This is a genomic window from Amycolatopsis sp. NBC_00355, assembly GCF_036104975.1.
Taxonomy (GTDB): domain Bacteria; phylum Actinomycetota; class Actinomycetes; order Mycobacteriales; family Pseudonocardiaceae; genus Amycolatopsis.
Map to the genome: position 1 here is coordinate 8774049 of NZ_CP107982.1, position 15454 is coordinate 8789502.

The window sequence follows — 15454 nt, forward strand, 5'->3', positions numbered from 1 at the left end:
CCCGTGCCGTCCGCTGAATTCTTTCTGAAGGCTCTTCGCGCCCGCCCCGTCGCTACCGGGGTCGGCCGCGGCGAAGAGCGCGGTCTGCGCCTACCCGGGGAGGGGTGTGCGCAGGCCGCCCCGTCCCGGTAGCTCAGCAGGACAGAGCGCGGCGCTACGAACGCCGAGGTCCGAGGTTCGACTCCTCGCCGGGACGCCGACAAGCGCACAATGGAGACATGACCACGGTCTCCGATCCGGTCGCCGGGTACGCCGGGTTCGCCGCCGCGCTGCGGGAGGCGGGTGTCGCCTGCGACGCACACCGCGTGCAGGCCTACCTGGCCGCCGTCGCCGAGGTCGACGTCGCCGAGCCCACCCAGCTGTACTGGGCGGGGCGGCTCACGCTGTGCTCGAGCCCCGACGACCTCGCCTGTTACGAAGAGGCCTTCAGCCAGTGGTTTTCGATCGAACCGTCCGGCCCGCGCCGCGCGAAGACGACTGTGCCGAAGCAAGCGCGGATCGCGCCGCTCGTCGACACCGCCGGCGGGGACGCCGAGGGCGGCGACGGTCCTGACCAGCTGAAAGTCGCCGCGAGCGGTCAGGAGGTGCTGCGCCACCGCGACCTCGCCGCGCTGACCACCGCCGAACGCGAGCACCTGCGCGAACTGCTGGCCACCCTGCGTCCCGTGCCGCCCCGGCGCCGCGCCTCCCGGCGGACGCCGGCACGGCGGGGACGGCTCGATCCGGCCCGCACGCTGCGCGCGATGCTCGCCAGCGGCGGCGAACCCGTCCGGCTCGCGCACAACCGCCGCGGCTCGCGGCCGCGCCGGGTCGTGCTGCTGATCGACGTCTCCGGCTCGATGAGCCCGTACGCCGACGCGCTGCTGCGGTTCGCGCACGTCCTCACGCGGTCCGCGCCCCAGTCCGTCGAGGTGTTCACACTCGGCACGCGGCTGACCCGGGTCTCCCGCCAGCTGCGCCAGCGCGACCCGGAGCGGGCGATGCTCTCGGCGGGGGCCGCGGTGCCGGACTTCGCCGGCGGCACCCGCCTCGGCGAGACGCTGCAGGCCTTCCTCGACCGCTGGGGACAGCGCGGCGTGGCCCGGCGCGCGGTCGTCACGATCTTCTCCGACGGCTGGGAGCGCGGCGATACCAGCCTGCTCGGCGAGCAGCTCGCGAGGCTGAGCCGGCTCGCGCACGCCGTATTCTGGGTGAATCCGCACGTCGGCCGTGCGGGGTACGCTCCGGTCCAGTCGGGCATCGTGGCCGCATTGCCCCACATCGACCGGCTGCTGGCCGGGCACACCCTGGCCACTTTGGAACGACTGCTCGGGGAGATTTCCGATGCGTGACGTACTGGATGATGTGTTCCGCCGCTGGTCGGCGGGGGAGACGGTCGGGCTGGGCACCGTGGTGGCCACGTTCTCCTCGGCCCCGCGCGCCCCGGGCGCGGCGATGGTCGTCGCCCCGGACGGCACCGTCGCGGGCAGTGTGTCCGGCGGCTGCGTCGAAGGCGCGGTCTACGAGCTGGCGCAGGAGGTCGTCACCGAGCGCAAGCCGGTGCTGCAGCGCTACGGCGTCACCGACGACGACGCCTTCGCGGTGGGTCTGACCTGCGGCGGGATCATCGACATCTACGTCGAGCACGTCGACCGCGACTCGATGCCGGAGCTGGGCGACGTCGTCGCGTCGGTCCGCGGCGGCGAACCCGTCGCGGTCGTGACGGTCATCGAGCACGAGCGCGAAGGCCTGGTCGGCGAGCACATGGTCGTGTGGCCCGATCGCACCGAAGGCTCGCTGGGGTCGTCGCGGATGGACGACGCCGTGGCCGACGACGCGCGCGGCCTGCTGGCCAGCGGCCGCACCGGCACCCTGCACTACGGCCCGGACGGGCAGCGCCGCGGCGAGGGGATGACGGTGTTCGTCAACTCCTTCGAGCCGCCGCCCCGGCTGCTGGTCTTCGGCGCGATCGACTTCGCCGCCGCGATGGCGCGCATGGGCGCCTACCTCGGCTACCAGGTCACGGTGTGCGACGCGCGGCCGGTGTTCGCCACCAGCAGCCGGTTCCCGGACGCGCACGAGGTCGTCGTCGACTGGCCGCACCGGTACCTGCGGGCCGAGGCCGACGCGGGGCGCATCGACCGGCGCACCGCGATCGCGGTGCTGACCCACGACCCGAAGTTCGACGTCCCGCTGCTGGAGGTCGCACTGCGCCTCGAGGTCGGGTACGTCGGTGCGATGGGCTCCCGGAAGACCCACGACGACCGGTTTTCCCGGCTGCGCGAAGCGGGCATCACCGAGCCCGAACTGGAGCGGTTGTCCTCGCCGATCGGCCTCGATCTCGGCGCCCGCACCCCGGAAGAGACGGCGGTGTCCATCGCCGCGGAGATCATCGCGTTGCGGTGGGGCGGCGGCGGCCGGCGGCTCGCGGAGCTTTCCGGTCGCATCCACAGCTGACCCCGCGAAAAGTTCACCCAGCTGGTGTCTCCGCAAATTCGGTGATCCACAGTGGATTTTGCGCGCATCTGCGGAACGGGCCGCCGAACGTGTGACATCAGGACTTGTCCGCGCGAAGGTCGCGTAGCACGCTCGGGTTTGTGAGTCCGATCACGGTCGGGCTCGGCCGTTCCCGAACCGGCTCGCCGCTTTTCTTGGAGGCCTGATGCGGATCACCGTCACCGTCGACGGGACGAACTACACCGACGAAGTCGAGCCGCGCACCCTGCTCGTGCACTACCTGCGAGAACGGATCGGCAAGGTCGGCACGGTCGTCGGCTGCGACACCAGCAACTGCGGTGCCTGCACCGTCCACCTGGACGGGCACAGCGTGAAATCCTGTTCCGTCCTGGCCGTGCAGGCCGACGGCAGCGAGGTCACCACCGTCGAGGGCCTCAGCCGCGACGGGCAGCTGCACCCGGTGCAGAAAGCCTTTCACGAGAACCACGCGCTGCAGTGCGGGTTCTGCACGCCCGGGATGATCATGCAGTCGATCGACCTGCTGGCCGACAACCCGGACCCCGACGAGCAGGCCGTGCGCGAAGGACTCGAAGGCAACCTCTGCCGCTGCACCGGCTACCAGAACATCGTCCGCGCGGTCCGCGACGCCGCGCAGCACATGAGCCCCGGCGCCGGACCCGACGCCGAGCGGATCACCGAGACCAAGCACGTCGGCGTGGGTGGTGACTGATGACCGCGACGATCGAACCGGAAGTCGGAAAGTCACGGCGGCGCAAGGAAGACGAGCGGCTGATCACCGGCCGCACCCGCTGGACCGACAACATCACGCTGCCCGGGATGCTGCACATGGCGGTCCTGCGCAGCCCGTTCGCGCACGCCAAGATCGTCTCGATCGACACGTCGGCGGCCAAGAACGCGCCCGGCGTCGTCGCCGTCTTCACCGCGACTGACCTCGACCCGGACAGCTCCATCGGCATGCCCTGCGCGTGGCCGATCACGCCGGACATGAAGGCGCCGCGCCGGCCGGTGCTCGCCGCCGACCAGGTCAACTTCGCCGGGGAAGGCGTGGCGGTCGTCGTCGCGCGGTCCTCGGCCGAAGCGCACGACGCGCTCGAGGAGATCGACGTCGAGTACGACGAGCTCCCGGTCATCCTCGACATGGAAGCCGCGATCGCCGACGGCGCGCCACTGGTCCACGAGGACCAGGGCAGCAACACGAGCGCGGTCTGGAAATTCGACTCCGCCGAGGCCGGTACCGGCAGCAACGTCGAGGACGCGATCAGCTCGTCCGAGATCGTCGTCAAGCGCCGCTTCCGCCAGCAGCGCCTGATCCCGGCCTTCATGGAACCGCGCGCCTGCGTCGTCGACCCGACCGGTGCCCAGACCACGATGTGGTCGGCCACCCAGGTCCCGCACATCCTGCGGGTGATGGCGGCGCTGACGCTCGGCATCCCGGAGCACAAGCTGCGCGTGATCGCCCCGGACGTCGGCGGCGGTTTCGGCGGCAAGATCGGCGTGCTGCCGGAAGAGATGATGTCGCTGCTCGTGGCGCAGAAACTCGGCAAACCGGTGAAGTGGAACGAATCCCGGTCCGAGACCATGCTCGCCGCACACCACGGCCGCGACCAGATCCAGGACATCACCATCTCGGCGAACGCCGACGGGACGGTCACCGGGCTCAAGGTCGAGCTGCTCGCCAACCTCGGCGCGTACAACGGCCTGGTCGGCACCGGCGTCCCGATCCTCGGCGCGTTCATGTTCAACGCGATCTACAAGTTCCCGGCCTACCACTTCGCGTGCACCAACGTGTACACCACGACGACGCTGACCGACGCCTACCGCGGCGCCGGCCGTCCGGAAGCGACGTTCGCCATCGAGCGGATCATGGACGAGCTCGCCGACGAGCTCGGCATGGATCCCTTGGAACTGCGCGAAAAGAACTGGATCAAGCACGAGGAGTTCCCGTTCACCACGGTGTGCGGGCTGACCTACGACTCCGGCAACTACGAGGCCGCGACGGAGAAGGCCAAGCAGCTCTTCGACTACGACGGCCTGCGCGCCGAGCAGGAGCGGCGCCGGGCGTCGAAGGACAAGGTGCAGCTCGGCCTGGGCATCTCGACGTTCACCGAGATGTGCGGGCTCGCGCCGTCGCGGGTGCTGGGCTCGCTGGACTACGGCGCCGGCGGCTGGGAGCACGCGGCGATCCGGATGCTGCCCACCGGCAAGGTCGAGGTCATCACGGGCGCGTCCGCGCACGGTCAGGGCCACGAGACGGCGTGGAGCCAGATCGTCGCCGACCAGCTGGGTGTCGCGTTCGAGGACATCGAGGTCATCCACGGTGACACCCAGTCGTCGCACAAGGGCATGGACACCTACGGCTCGCGCTCGCTGGTGGTCGGCGGGATCGCCGTCGTCAAGGCGGCGGAGAAGGTGGTCGCCAAGGCGAAGCCGATCGCGGCGCACCTGCTGGAATGCGCCGAGGAAGACCTGGAGTTCGCCGGCGGCAAGTTCACCGTGAAGGGCACCGACACGTCCACCACGATGGGCGACGTCGCGCTCGCGGTGTTCGCGGCGCACAACCTGCCCGACGGTGTCGAGCCGTCACTCGACTCGGACGCGACGTTCGACCCGGAGAACTTCTCCTACCCGCACGGCACGCACCTGTGCGCGGCCGAAGTGGACACCGAGACGGGCCGGGTCAAGCTGCGCTCCTACGTCTGCGTCGACGACGTCGGCGTGGCGGTGAACCCGCTGATCGTCGAGGGCCAAGTGCACGGCGGGCTCGCGCAGGGCATCGCGCAAGCGCTGTTCGAAGGCACCGTGCACGACGAGAGCGGCACGCTCACCACGGGCACGTTCGCCGACTACTTGCTGCCGTCGGCGGTGGACCTGCCGTCGTTCACCACGGACCGCACCGAGACGCCGTCGACGACGAACCCGCTGGGCGCCAAGGGCGTCGGCGAAGCGGGCACGATCGCGTCGACCCCGGCGGTGGTCAACGCGGTGATCGACGCGGTGCGCCAGTTCGGGGTGAACGACATCGAGATGCCGTTGACGCCGATGCGGGTGTGGCACGCGATCCGGTACGGCACCACCGACGCCGGCGGGCCCGGCAACGAGGCCGGCGGCGGGCTCGGCTCGATCGACGCCACCGGAGGTGCCCTGTGATCCCGTCTTCGTTCGACTACGTCCGCCCGTCCACAGTGGACGAGGCGGTGCAGGCCCTGGCGTCGGCGGGTGAGGACGCCAAGGTGCTGGCCGGCGGGCAGAGCCTGCTGCCGGTGCTGCGGATGCGCCTGGCCACGCCGACCACGCTGATCGACCTCGGGCGCGTCCCGGAACTGCGCGGCGTGCGCGAAGACGGCGACACGCTGGCGATCGGTGCGATGACGACGCACTACGACGTCCAGCGTGACTCGCTGATCGCGTCGCACGCGGCGTTGCTGAAAGCGGCCACCGACACGGTCGCCGACCCGCAGATCCGCCACCGCGGCACACTGGGCGGCGCGATCGCGCACGCCGACCCGGCGGGCGACCTGCTCGCACCGGTGCTGGCGCTGGACGCGTCGATGGTGCTGGCCGGCCCATCCGGAAGGCGGACGGTGCCGGCCGCGGACTTCTTCCGCGACCTGTTCACCACCGCCCTGGCCCCGGACGAGCTGCTGGTCGAGGTCCGCGTGCCCAAGCACACGGGCTGGCGGGGGCACTACGAGAAGTTCAACCGGGTCGCCCAGGCGTGGTCGATGGTCGCCGTCGCGGTCACCGTCCGCACCGAGGCCGGCGTCATCGAAGAGGCCAGGGTCGCGCTGACGAACATGGGCTCGACCCCGGTCCGCGCCTCGGGCGTCGAAGCGGCGCTGGTCGGGGTCCAGGCCTCGGCCGACACGATCCGCGAGGCGGCTTCGCACGCGGCGGAGGGAACGAATCCGCCGGTCGACGGCAACGCCGACGTCGAATACCGCCGCCACCTGGCCACGGTACTGACGGGCCGCGCGATCACGGCGGCGGCCGGCGCCTGAATCCGTAGCTCTCCGGGCTCCCCGTGCCCCGGCGTTCCGGCGCCGGGTCACGGGTCCCGGGTGCGACTAGGGTGGGGCACCAGGCACCCAGGTCTGGCAGAAAGGAGGTCGGCCCGTGCGGCTCGACCACGAATTCACCGTCCCGGCTCCGATCGGCGAGGTCTGGCAGGCGGTCGTCGACCCCGAGCGTGTCGCCCCGTGCATGCCCGGTGCCGCGCTGACCAAGGTCGAAGGCGACAGGTTCAGCGGAACGGTGAAGGTCAAGCTCGGCCCGATCTCGTTGTTGTACAAGGGAAACGGCGAGTTCCTGGAGAAGGACGACGCCGCGCACAAGGTCACCATCAAGGCCTCGGGCAAGGACTCCCGCGGCGCGGGCACCGCCGCCGCGACGGTCACCCTGACGCTGACCGAGGCGGACGGCGGAACCCACGGCACGGTCGCGACCGACCTGTCCATCACAGGCAAGCCCGCCCAGTTCGGCCGCGGCCTGATCAGCGAGGTGGGCGGCAAGATCCTCGACACGTTCGCGGGTTGTTTGTCCGGAAAGCTGGCCCCGTCGGGGGAGGCTTCGAAGCCCGCAGCCGCTGCCGCGCCGGCCGCGGCTGCAGCCCCTGCTGCGGAAAAGGCGCCGGCTCCGGCCGCCGAGAAGACCGCGGCGTCGGCAGCGAAGCCCAATTCGGCCCCGACCTCTGCCCAGTCTGCCGGGAAGGCCGCGGCGGCCTCGACCGCGGAGAAGGACTCGGCGTCGCCCGCGAAGCCCGCCTCGGCTGCCGGATCGGCTCCGTCCCCAACCGAGGCCAAGCCCGCCGCATCGTCTGCCGCGGCCGAGCCCGCACCGGCCGCGAAGGCGGAGCCGGCGGTCAAGCCGGCCCCGACCACGGCGGAGATCAACACCGAGCCGAAGCCCGCGGCCGAGCGGCCCGCGCTGCGCAGCGTCCCCGCGGCCCCGGAAACCGAGGCGATCGACCTCCTCGACTACGCGGGTGCCTCGGTGCTGAAGCGGCTGGCCCCGGTGGTACTCGGGATCGCCGCGATCGTCGGCCTGGTGGCGATCGTCCGCGCACTGCGCAAGTGACCTCAAGCAGCCGTTCCCGCTGAGGTCGACCGGCGCTCCTGGCGCGTGTTCGGTGGGGAGATCGCACCCTCGGCAGCGCTGTGCTGTCCGGCAGGTGCGACTCGCGGCTGAGGCTCCACCTCAGTGGTGGCCCGAAAGGTGCGAGTGAGGTTGTCGGCTGCTGCTCCCTTCCGATGGCCGTGCCCTGCGCCATCGGAAGGCTCGGGTGGGTTCGCGGTTCGAGTTGCCGCGCCGGTGGTCGTTGCCTTGGGGCGGGGAAGGCTGGGGCGGGTTCGCGGTTGGAGTTGCCCTCCGGTGGTCGCTGCCTTGGGGCGTGGGAAGGCTGGGTGGGTTCGCGGTTTGAGTTGCTCCTTCGGTGGTCGTTGCCTTGCGGTGGGGGAAGGCTCGGGTGGGTTGGCGTTCGAGTTGCCGCGCCGGTGGTCGTTGCCTTGCGGTCCGGAAGCCGTCGGCAGGGTGCCGGTGGGTTACCCGTTCCGCTGTCGCCGCCGCGGGACTCCCACGTTCGTGATCGTCGGAGCTGGGTAGATCTACCCTCAGCGGGTCTTCGGGGGCAGTACTTCACCGCAATTCGCCTGGACCGGCGACGCCGGTCGCTCGACCGGCTACGCTGGGCTACCTGGTCGGCCGAACTTCGCGCAAGGGGTACGTCACGATGCCGGTCCGTCACCTCCGTGGTCGCGGCGCTTGAGAGCCCAGGCCGCCGTGCGACGGGAAGTCCTCTCCTCCTGGTCGGGCTGGCCTGCGCGCTGGGTCATGTGGACCGGGGCGAAGGGCCGCTGGATCACCTACGCGCTCTGCTGTGAACTGGCCGCCGTCGCGGCCACCGGGGTCGCGCTGGCCACCGACTTCGGGGGACCGGTGCGGCCGATCTGGTTCGGCGTGCTGGTCGCGCTCGGTGTCGCCCAGGCCGAGATGTCCCGCCGGATCGAGCGGCTGCGCCGGTGGATGAGCGGGCAGACACACATCAACGTCACCTCCGTCTGGTACCTCGCCGGTGTTGTGCTGCTCCCTCCTGCCTGGGTGGCTTTGCTGGCCTTGGTGCTCTACACGCACCTGTGGGTGCGGGTCTGGCGCCAGGTGCGGACGCGCCCCGCGCACCGCTTCGTCGCGAGCACCGCTTGGGCGATGCTCTCTTGCTTCGCCGCTTCGTCCGTTCTCACGCTCACGGGGCTGCACGGGACGCCCGTGCAGACGCCGCGTGGGTTGGTCGCGCTCTGCCTGGCCGCCGTGGTGTTCGAGCTCGTGAACGCCGGCCTCGTCGCCGCCGGGATCTACCTCTACACGAGCCAGCGGTCGGCCACGGACCTCGTCGGTACCTGGGAGGACAACGCGTTCGAGGTGGCGACGCTCTGCCTCGGCGGGCTCGCCGCCTTGGCACTGGTCGAGCAGCCGGTGCTCGTGGTGTTCGTGATCGCGCCGCTGCTCCTGCTGCACCGCTACCTGTTGCTCAAGCAGCAGTTGCAGGTCGCCGCCGTCACCGACGAGAAGACCGGGCTGCTCAACACCGCGGGCTGGCACGAGTCCGCCGTCCGGGAGCACGCTCGCGCGCTGCGGCGTGGGGCCGTCGGCGGGTTCGCCGTGCTGATGATCGACCTCGACCACTTCAAACGGATCAACGACACCTACGGCCACCTCACCGGCGACGACGTGCTCGCCGCGGTCGCCGTGGCGATCTCTGGTGCGGTGCGTCAGGGCGACACGGTCGGTCGGTTCGGTGGTGAGGAGTTCGTCGTGCTGCTGCCGGGTATCGGCCGCGCCGACGTGCTGGGCATCGCCGAGCGGGTGCGAGTCGCGGTGGGGGAGCTGAACGTCGTGATCTCGACGGGTGGCGGGACCGTCCGGGTCGGTGGCCTTTCGGTGTCGATCGGGGTCGCGCGGTTCCCGGACGCGGGACCGGCGCTCGACGACGTGCTGCGGTCGGCGGACGCCGCGCTATACCGGGCGAAGGACGCGGGCCGCAACCGGGTCGCCGTGTGACGTAGCGCGCGAAATACGCGCGCCGGCCCGTCGTTGAAAACGACATGAGCAGCGCGGACCACGAGACGGACGTGGTGGTGGTCGGGGCCGGCCAAGCGGGGTTGTCGGCGGCCTACCACCTGCGCCGCGCCGGTTTCGCGAACGGCTCCGGGTTCGTCGTGCTCGACCACGGCAAGCGCGCCGGCGGTGCCTGGCAGTACCGGTGGCCGTCGCTGGTGCTCGGCAAGGTGCATGGCATCTACGACCTGCCCGGCATGGCCTTCGGCACCCCGGATGTCACCCGCCCCGCCTCCGAAGTCGTCTCGGAGTACTTCGCGCGCTTCGAGCGCGTGTACGACCTGCCGGTGCTGCGCCCGGTCGACGTCCAGTCGGTGACGCGCGCCGGGGACCGGCTCGTGGTGGCCGGCCCGGCCGAGTCGTGGGCGGCGCGCGCGGTGATCAGCGCCACCGGCACCTGGGACCGGCCGTTCTGGCCGCATTACCCAGGCCAGGAAACATTCGCGGGCCAGCAGGTACACACGGCGGACTACACCGGGCCGGAAGCGTTCCGCGGCAAGCGGGTCGTGGTCGTCGGCGGTGGGGCGTCGGCGGTGCAGCTGCTGATGGAGTTCGCCCCGCTCGCCCGCGTGACGGCCTGGGTGACGCGACGCCCGCCTGTCTGGCGCGACGAGCCCTTCAGTGAGAACTGGGGACGCAACGCCGTCGCCAGGGTCGAAGAGCGTGTGCGTGCTGGGCTGCCGCCGGAGAGCGTGGTGAGCGTGACGGATCTGGCCGTGACGCCGCAGGTCCGGGCCGCTCGGGCCGCGGGCATCCTCGAGCGCAGGCCGATGTTCTCCCGGATCGTGCCTTCGGGAGTGGAGTGGGCGGACGGCTCGCGCTTCGACGCGGACGTCATCCTCTGGGCGACGGGCTTCCGCGCCGCGATCGACCACCTCAAGCCGCTGCACGTGCGCGAGCCGGGCGGCGGGATCCGCGTGGACGGGACGCGGGTCGTGCTCGAACCGCGATTGCACTTGGTGGGGTACGGGCCTTCGTCCAGCACGGTCGGGGCGAACCGCGCGGGGCGGGCCGCCGTGGCGGAGATCCGGAAGCAGCTGCGCCCGCGTTCGTGAGGCCATGGGTCTTCGGTGCGGGGTAACGGGAAACTCGTCGGTCGACGTCATGCCCCTTACGCTACCGAACACGCGTGCGAAGATCATCGCTGAATCGGGTGAACCTCGGGGTCAAGCTCGACGGTAGATTTTTGTTGTGCGGTAAGGGAATTGCTCGAAAGGCGGCGCGAGAAGCCCCCGAATTCCAGGCTACCCGCAGGGACCGACAAAATCGGCGCGACGCCTGGCCGGCCGGGAGGGCGGGGCGGGGCGGAAACCGTGCCAGTCCCAGGCGCCGGGGCAGTGTCCCGGTCAGCGACACGTCGGCTGACCTGCGAGAACGACTCCGAACTCACCCTCTTGACCGATTCAAGAGCCGGACAACCCTTGTCAGTCGAATCCCGACCTCGATACAGTCTTCTTAGTTAAGAAAGTTTCTTAACTGTTTCGAGAAAGTTCACCTACGCCGCAGCCCAGCCACCGTCCGGCCCCTAGGAGCGCGACGTGTCACCCTTCCGCCTTCGTCCCTTCGCCCGGCTGGCGCCGCCGATCGCCGTCGTCGTCCTGCTGCCGTCCGCGATCGCCGCCGCCACCACCCAAGCCGATGTCCTGCTCTCCCAAGGGAAACCGGTGGCGACGTCCACCGTCGAAAGTGCGTCGCTCAACGGCGACAAAGCGGTCGACGGCAGCACGCAGACCCGGTGGGCCAGCGCCGTCAGCGCCGATCCGCAGTGGCTGCGGGTCGACCTCGGGCAACCGTCCAGCATCCACCAGGTCAAGCTCACCTGGGAAGCCGCCTACGCCAAGAAGTACCGGATCGAGGTCTCCGACGACGGCACGCAGTTCACCACCGTCACGACCGTCGACAACGGCGACGGCAAGACCGACGACCTCACCGGACTCCAAGCACACGGCCGTTTCCTGCGCTTCGTCGGTGTCACGCGCGCCACGAAGTACGGCTACTCGCTCTGGGAACTGCAGGCCTACGGCACGCCCGACTCCGCCGGCGACACCCAGGCGCCGAGCACGCCGGCCGGGCTCGCGGCCACGACCACGACGGCCACCAGCGCCGGGCTGAGCTGGAACGCCGCGACCGACAACGTCGGTGTCACCGGGTACGACGTCCTGCGCGACGGACAGGTCGTCGCCACCAGTGCCACGCGGTCCTACACCGACACCGGGCTCGCGCCGGACACCAGCTACACCTACGGCGTCCGGGCCCGGGACGCCGCGGGCAACGTCTCGGCCGCGAGCGCGCCCGTCACCGTCAAGACCAAAGCGGGCAGTGGCAACGGTTTCATCCTCGCCGCCGCCGGGGACATCGCCGAGCGCTGCACGGCGAGCGACTCGAGCTGCGTCCACGTCAAGACCGCGAAACTCGTCGAGCAGATGAACCCCGCCGCGGTGATCACCATGGGGGACAACCAGTACGACGACGCCCACCTGTCCGACTTCAAAGCCTACTACGACAAGACCTGGGGCAAGTTCAAGAACATCACCCACCCCATCCCGGGCAACCACGAGTCGTACGACGACACCAAGTTCAAGGGCTACGAGGACTACTTCGGCGCCATCGCGAAGCCCCAGGGAAAGCGTTACTACAGCTGGGAAATGGGCAACTGGCACTTCATCGCCCTCGACTCCAACGACTTCGTCACCCACGACGAGTTCGCCGAGCCGCCGCAGCTCACCTGGCTGAAGCAGGACCTGGCCGCCAACAAGAAGGGCTGTGTCGCCGCGTACTACCACCACCCGCGGTGGAGCTCCGGTGACCACGGCGACAACAAGGACAGCGTCGAGCTGTGGAACATCATGACGGCGAACAAGGTCGACCTCGTCCTCAACGGCCATGACCACGACTACGAGCGGTTCGTCCCGCAGAACGCCGACGGCAAGGCCGACGCCAACGGTCCGGTCGAGATCGTCGGCGGTTCGGGTGGCGCGAACCTCTACGACCTGAGCCCGGCGCACGCGACGACCGCCAAGCTGCTGAAGACCTTCGGCGTCCTGAAGCTGTCCATGACGGACACGTCGTTCCAGACGCAGCTGATCGGCGTCGACGGCAAGGTCCTCGACAGCAGCCCGACCTACACCTGCCACTAGAAGGGGACCGGGCATGTACATCGCGGCAAGCCGTACCTCGGACCTCGCGGCCGGGACCGACCGGAAACCCGCGCTCAAACGGGTGTCCGCCAACGTCGTGGCGCTGGGCATGGTCAGCCTGGTCACCGACGTCTCCTCGGAGATGGTGACCGCTGTCCTCCCGCTCTACCTGGTGCTCGGCCTCGGCCTGAACCCGTTGCAGTTCGGGTTGCTCGACGGCCTCTACGCCGGTGCCACCGCTCTCGTACGGGTGCTCGGCGGGCACCTCGCCGACCGGTGGCGGCGGCTCAAGGCGGTCGCCGGGTTCGGGTACGGCCTGTCCGCGGTGTGCAAGCTCGGCCTGGTGGCGGCCGGTTCTTCGGTCGCCGCGATCGGTGTCGTCCTCGCCGCCGACCGCACCGGCAAGGGGGTGCGCACCGCGCCGCGCGACGCGCTGATCTCCCTGAGCAGCGAGCCCGGCACGCTCGGCCGGTCGTTCGGGGTGCACCGCGCGCTCGACACCGTCGGCGCGTTCCTCGGCCCGCTCGTCGCGATGGCGGTGCTCGCGCTGAGTCTCGGCAGCTACACGAGCGTGTTCTTCACCAGCTTCTGCGTTGCCGCGATCGCCGTGCTGCTGCTGGCCCTGTTCGTCCGTGACCGGCCCGGCACGGTGGATCGCGCCGCCGTGTCGCTGCGGGCCGCGGCGGGTCTTCTGCGCGACGCGGACTTCCGGCGCGTCACGCTCTGGGCCGCGGTGCTGGGCCTGGTGACCGTCGGCGACTCGTTCGTCTACCTCGTGCTGCAGCGGCGCTGGGAGATCGCGGCGACGTACTTCCCGCTCCTGCCGCTGGGCACCGCCGGGGTGTACCTCCTGCTGGCCGTCCCGCTCGGCAGGCTGGCGGACCGGTTCGGGCGGTGGCCGGTGTTCCTCGGCGGGCACGCCGCCCTGTGCCTGGCCCTCGGCCTGCTCTGCGGGCCTGCCGCGCCGGTGCTCGCCGTGGTCGCGCTCGGCCTCCACGGGCTGTTCTACGCGGCCACCGACGGCGTCCTCATGGCCGCGGCCGGCCCGCTCATCCCGCGTGATCTCCGGGCGACCGGGATGGCCGTCGTGCAGACCGGGCAGGCCGGGGCGCGGATGGTCTCGTCCGTCCTCTTCGGACTCGCCTGGACGCTCTGGGACCTGCGGCCGGCGGTGCTCGTCGCCGCGGGCTGCCTGGTGGCCGTCGTCCTCGCTGCCGCGTTCGCGAAGCCGGTGCGGCCGTGAGGAAACTCGTCTTCGCCCTGGCCGGCACCGCGCTCCTGGTCGCCGCGGCCGTCACCTACATCGTCAACGCGCGTCCCGACGCCGCCGAGGCGGGACCGGCCGCGCAGCTCACCCTCGCGCCAGGTCAGCTGCTGTTCCGGCAGGTGTCGACCGGCCGCGTCGCCGCCGTCCCGCTCGCCGATCCGGGGGCAAAACCACAGGTCAGCGGTCTGAAGTGCGACCGGTTCGCGGTGGCGCGGCAGACCGCCGTGTGCCTGGCCGTCCGGCCCGGCACGCTCCCGCCGGTGACCGACGTCCTGGTCCTCGACGACCACCTCACCGTCCGGCACTCCGAAGCCGTGCCCGGCACACCGAGCCGCGCGCGGGTGTCCCCGGATGGCCAGCGCGTCGACTGGACGGTCTTCGTCACCGGCGACTCCTACGCGGCCACCGGCTTCTCGACCCGCGCCGGCGTCTACGAGGTCGACACCGGACGGCTGGTCAAGACGATCGAGGAACTGCCCGTGTTCCTCGACGGCCAGCGGTACTTCGCCGCCGACGTCAATTACTGGGGCATCACCTTCGCCGGGGACGGCAGCCACTTTTACGCGACGCTCGGCAGCAAGGGCAAGACCTACCTCGTCGAAGCCGACTACGCGCGCTACCGCGGCAAAACCCTGCGCGAGAACGTCGAATGCCCGTCGCTGTCCCCGGACGGCACCCGGGTCGCGTTCAAGAAGAAGGTCGGCGACGGCGTCTGGCGGCTGTCCGTGCTCGACCTCAAGACGCTGGAGGAGACCGAACTCGCCGAGCCGCGCAGTGTCGACGACCAGGCTCTCTGGCAGGGCGACCGGGTCCTCTACGGGCTGGACAACGCCGTCTGGGCGGTTCCGGCGGACGGCTCCGGCCGTCCGGAACGGCTGGTCGCGGACGCCGCGTCGCCGGCCGTCACGGGGTGACGTCCACCGCCGCGAACAGCGTCCGCACACACAGGTCGCGCAGCTCCTCCTGGGTGACCTTCGGCTGGTCGAGCCAATCGAGGATCATCGCCGCGACGAACGCCAGCCAGCCGCGGACGGCCAGCCGGGTCGTGTCCGTGACCGTGGTCAGCAGGCTGACGGCGTCCAGGATGCGTGACGCGTTCGCGGCCATCCCGGCTTCGCGGATCTGCCGGATCTCGCCGTCTTCGCCGCCCATCGCGCGGTGCACGATCCGGTAGCCGTCCGGGTGCGTGCGCGCGAACTCGAGGTAGACGTCGAGTCCGGCCCGCAGCTGCTCGGTCACCGGCAGCGCCGGGTCGGGCTCGCTCATCGCCAGCAGCTGGTCGCGCTGGCCGCGGACGATCTCGGCGAAGAAGTCCTTCTTGGTCGGGAAGTAATGGTAGAGCAGGCCGCGGGAGACCTGGGCGATCTCGGCGACCTCTTCGATCCAGACCTCGTCGTACGGCCGTTTCGCGAACAGCCCGGCGCCGATCGTCAGGAGCTGTTCGCGCCGCTGTTCGGTGCTCAGCCTCGTCCGCATCCCCCGATCT

Annotated in this window: 12 protein-coding genes and 1 tRNA gene; 12 read left to right on the forward strand and 1 reads right to left on the reverse strand. The window is 70.8% G+C overall.

Annotated elements, in window-relative coordinates; translation table 11 throughout:
* Positions 1-122: 122 nt before the first annotated feature.
* The 12 genes from OHS18_RS40590 to OHS18_RS40645 all read left to right on the forward strand — a co-directional run bounded on the left by OHS18_RS40590 (position 123) and on the right by OHS18_RS40645 (position 14882).
* A tRNA-Arg gene (locus tag OHS18_RS40590) sits at positions 123-196 on the forward strand.
* Between the two features lie 22 nt (positions 197-218).
* On the forward strand, positions 219-1331 hold the full coding sequence (locus tag OHS18_RS40595) for a vWA domain-containing protein (RefSeq protein WP_328614362.1): 1113 nt from the start codon (positions 219-221) through the stop codon (positions 1329-1331).
* Complete coding sequence (locus OHS18_RS40600) at positions 1324-2436, forward strand: XdhC/CoxI family protein (protein WP_328443320.1); 1113 nt, start codon at positions 1324-1326, stop codon at positions 2434-2436. The genes OHS18_RS40595 and OHS18_RS40600 overlap by 8 nt, the downstream gene beginning before the upstream one ends.
* 205 nt (positions 2437-2641) lie before the next feature.
* On the forward strand, positions 2642-3166 hold the full coding sequence (locus OHS18_RS40605; RefSeq protein ID WP_328443319.1) for a (2Fe-2S)-binding protein: 525 nt from the start codon (positions 2642-2644) through the stop codon (positions 3164-3166).
* Positions 3166-5604 (forward strand): xanthine dehydrogenase family protein molybdopterin-binding subunit, encoded by a 2439-nt coding sequence (locus OHS18_RS40610; protein ID WP_328614363.1) that lies wholly within the window; start codon positions 3166-3168, stop codon positions 5602-5604. Before OHS18_RS40605 ends, OHS18_RS40610 begins: the two co-directional genes overlap by 1 nt.
* On the forward strand, positions 5601-6455 hold the full coding sequence (locus tag OHS18_RS40615; RefSeq protein WP_328614364.1) for an FAD binding domain-containing protein: 855 nt from the start codon (positions 5601-5603) through the stop codon (positions 6453-6455). The genes OHS18_RS40610 and OHS18_RS40615 overlap by 4 nt, the downstream gene beginning before the upstream one ends.
* A 115-nt stretch (positions 6456-6570) precedes the next feature.
* The gene (locus tag OHS18_RS40620; protein ID WP_328614365.1) at positions 6571-7530 is read left to right on the forward strand and encodes an SRPBCC family protein; all 960 of its coding nucleotides are present in this window, start codon (positions 6571-6573) and stop codon (positions 7528-7530) included.
* A 753-nt stretch (positions 7531-8283) separates the two neighbouring features.
* Positions 8284-9507 carry a GGDEF domain-containing protein gene (locus tag OHS18_RS40625; protein WP_328614366.1) on the forward strand — a complete coding sequence of 408 codons (1224 nt, stop codon included), beginning with the start codon at positions 8284-8286 and terminating at the stop codon, positions 9505-9507.
* Between the two features lie 44 nt (positions 9508-9551).
* On the forward strand, positions 9552-10619 hold the full coding sequence (locus tag OHS18_RS40630) for an NAD(P)-binding domain-containing protein (protein WP_328614367.1): 1068 nt from the start codon (positions 9552-9554) through the stop codon (positions 10617-10619).
* 483 nt (positions 10620-11102) lie between these two features.
* Positions 11103-12701, forward strand: coding sequence for a discoidin domain-containing protein (locus tag OHS18_RS40635; RefSeq protein ID WP_328614368.1), 1599 nt, complete (start codon positions 11103-11105; stop codon positions 12699-12701).
* Between the two features lie 13 nt (positions 12702-12714).
* A complete protein-coding gene (locus OHS18_RS40640; protein ID WP_328614369.1) occupies positions 12715-13944 on the forward strand; it encodes an MFS transporter in 1230 nt (409 codons plus the stop codon).
* Positions 13941-14882, forward strand: a complete 942-nt coding sequence (locus OHS18_RS40645) for a hypothetical protein (protein ID WP_328614370.1) — start codon at positions 13941-13943, stop codon at positions 14880-14882. The genes OHS18_RS40640 and OHS18_RS40645 overlap by 4 nt, the downstream gene beginning before the upstream one ends.
* On the opposite strand, the gene OHS18_RS40650 is transcribed toward OHS18_RS40645, so the two are convergent.
* Positions 14872-15444 (reverse strand): TetR/AcrR family transcriptional regulator, encoded by a 573-nt coding sequence (locus OHS18_RS40650; protein WP_328614371.1) that lies wholly within the window; start codon positions 15442-15444, stop codon positions 14872-14874. The genes OHS18_RS40645 and OHS18_RS40650 overlap by 11 nt on opposite strands.
* Positions 15445-15454: the final 10 nt, after the last annotated feature.

Excerpts from the sequence above, each read along its gene's own strand:
- OHS18_RS40595 (WP_328614362.1), top strand. The coding sequence starts at position 219 with ATGACCACGGTCTCCGATCCGGTCGCCGGGTACGCCGGGTTCGCCGCC.
- OHS18_RS40600 (WP_328443320.1), top strand. The coding sequence starts at position 1,324 with ATGCGTGACGTACTGGATGATGTGTTCCGCCGCTGGTCGGCGGGGGAG.
- OHS18_RS40605 (WP_328443319.1), top strand. The coding sequence starts at position 2,642 with ATGCGGATCACCGTCACCGTCGACGGGACGAACTACACCGACGAAGTC.
- OHS18_RS40610 (WP_328614363.1), top strand. The coding sequence starts at position 3,166 with ATGACCGCGACGATCGAACCGGAAGTCGGAAAGTCACGGCGGCGCAAG.
- OHS18_RS40625 (WP_328614366.1), top strand. The coding sequence starts at position 8,284 with ATGTGGACCGGGGCGAAGGGCCGCTGGATCACCTACGCGCTCTGCTGT.
- OHS18_RS40630 (WP_328614367.1), top strand. The coding sequence starts at position 9,552 with ATGAGCAGCGCGGACCACGAGACGGACGTGGTGGTGGTCGGGGCCGGC.
- OHS18_RS40640 (WP_328614369.1), top strand. The coding sequence starts at position 12,715 with ATGTACATCGCGGCAAGCCGTACCTCGGACCTCGCGGCCGGGACCGAC.
- OHS18_RS40650 (WP_328614371.1), bottom strand. The coding sequence starts at position 15,444 with ATGCGGACGAGGCTGAGCACCGAACAGCGGCGCGAACAGCTCCTGACG.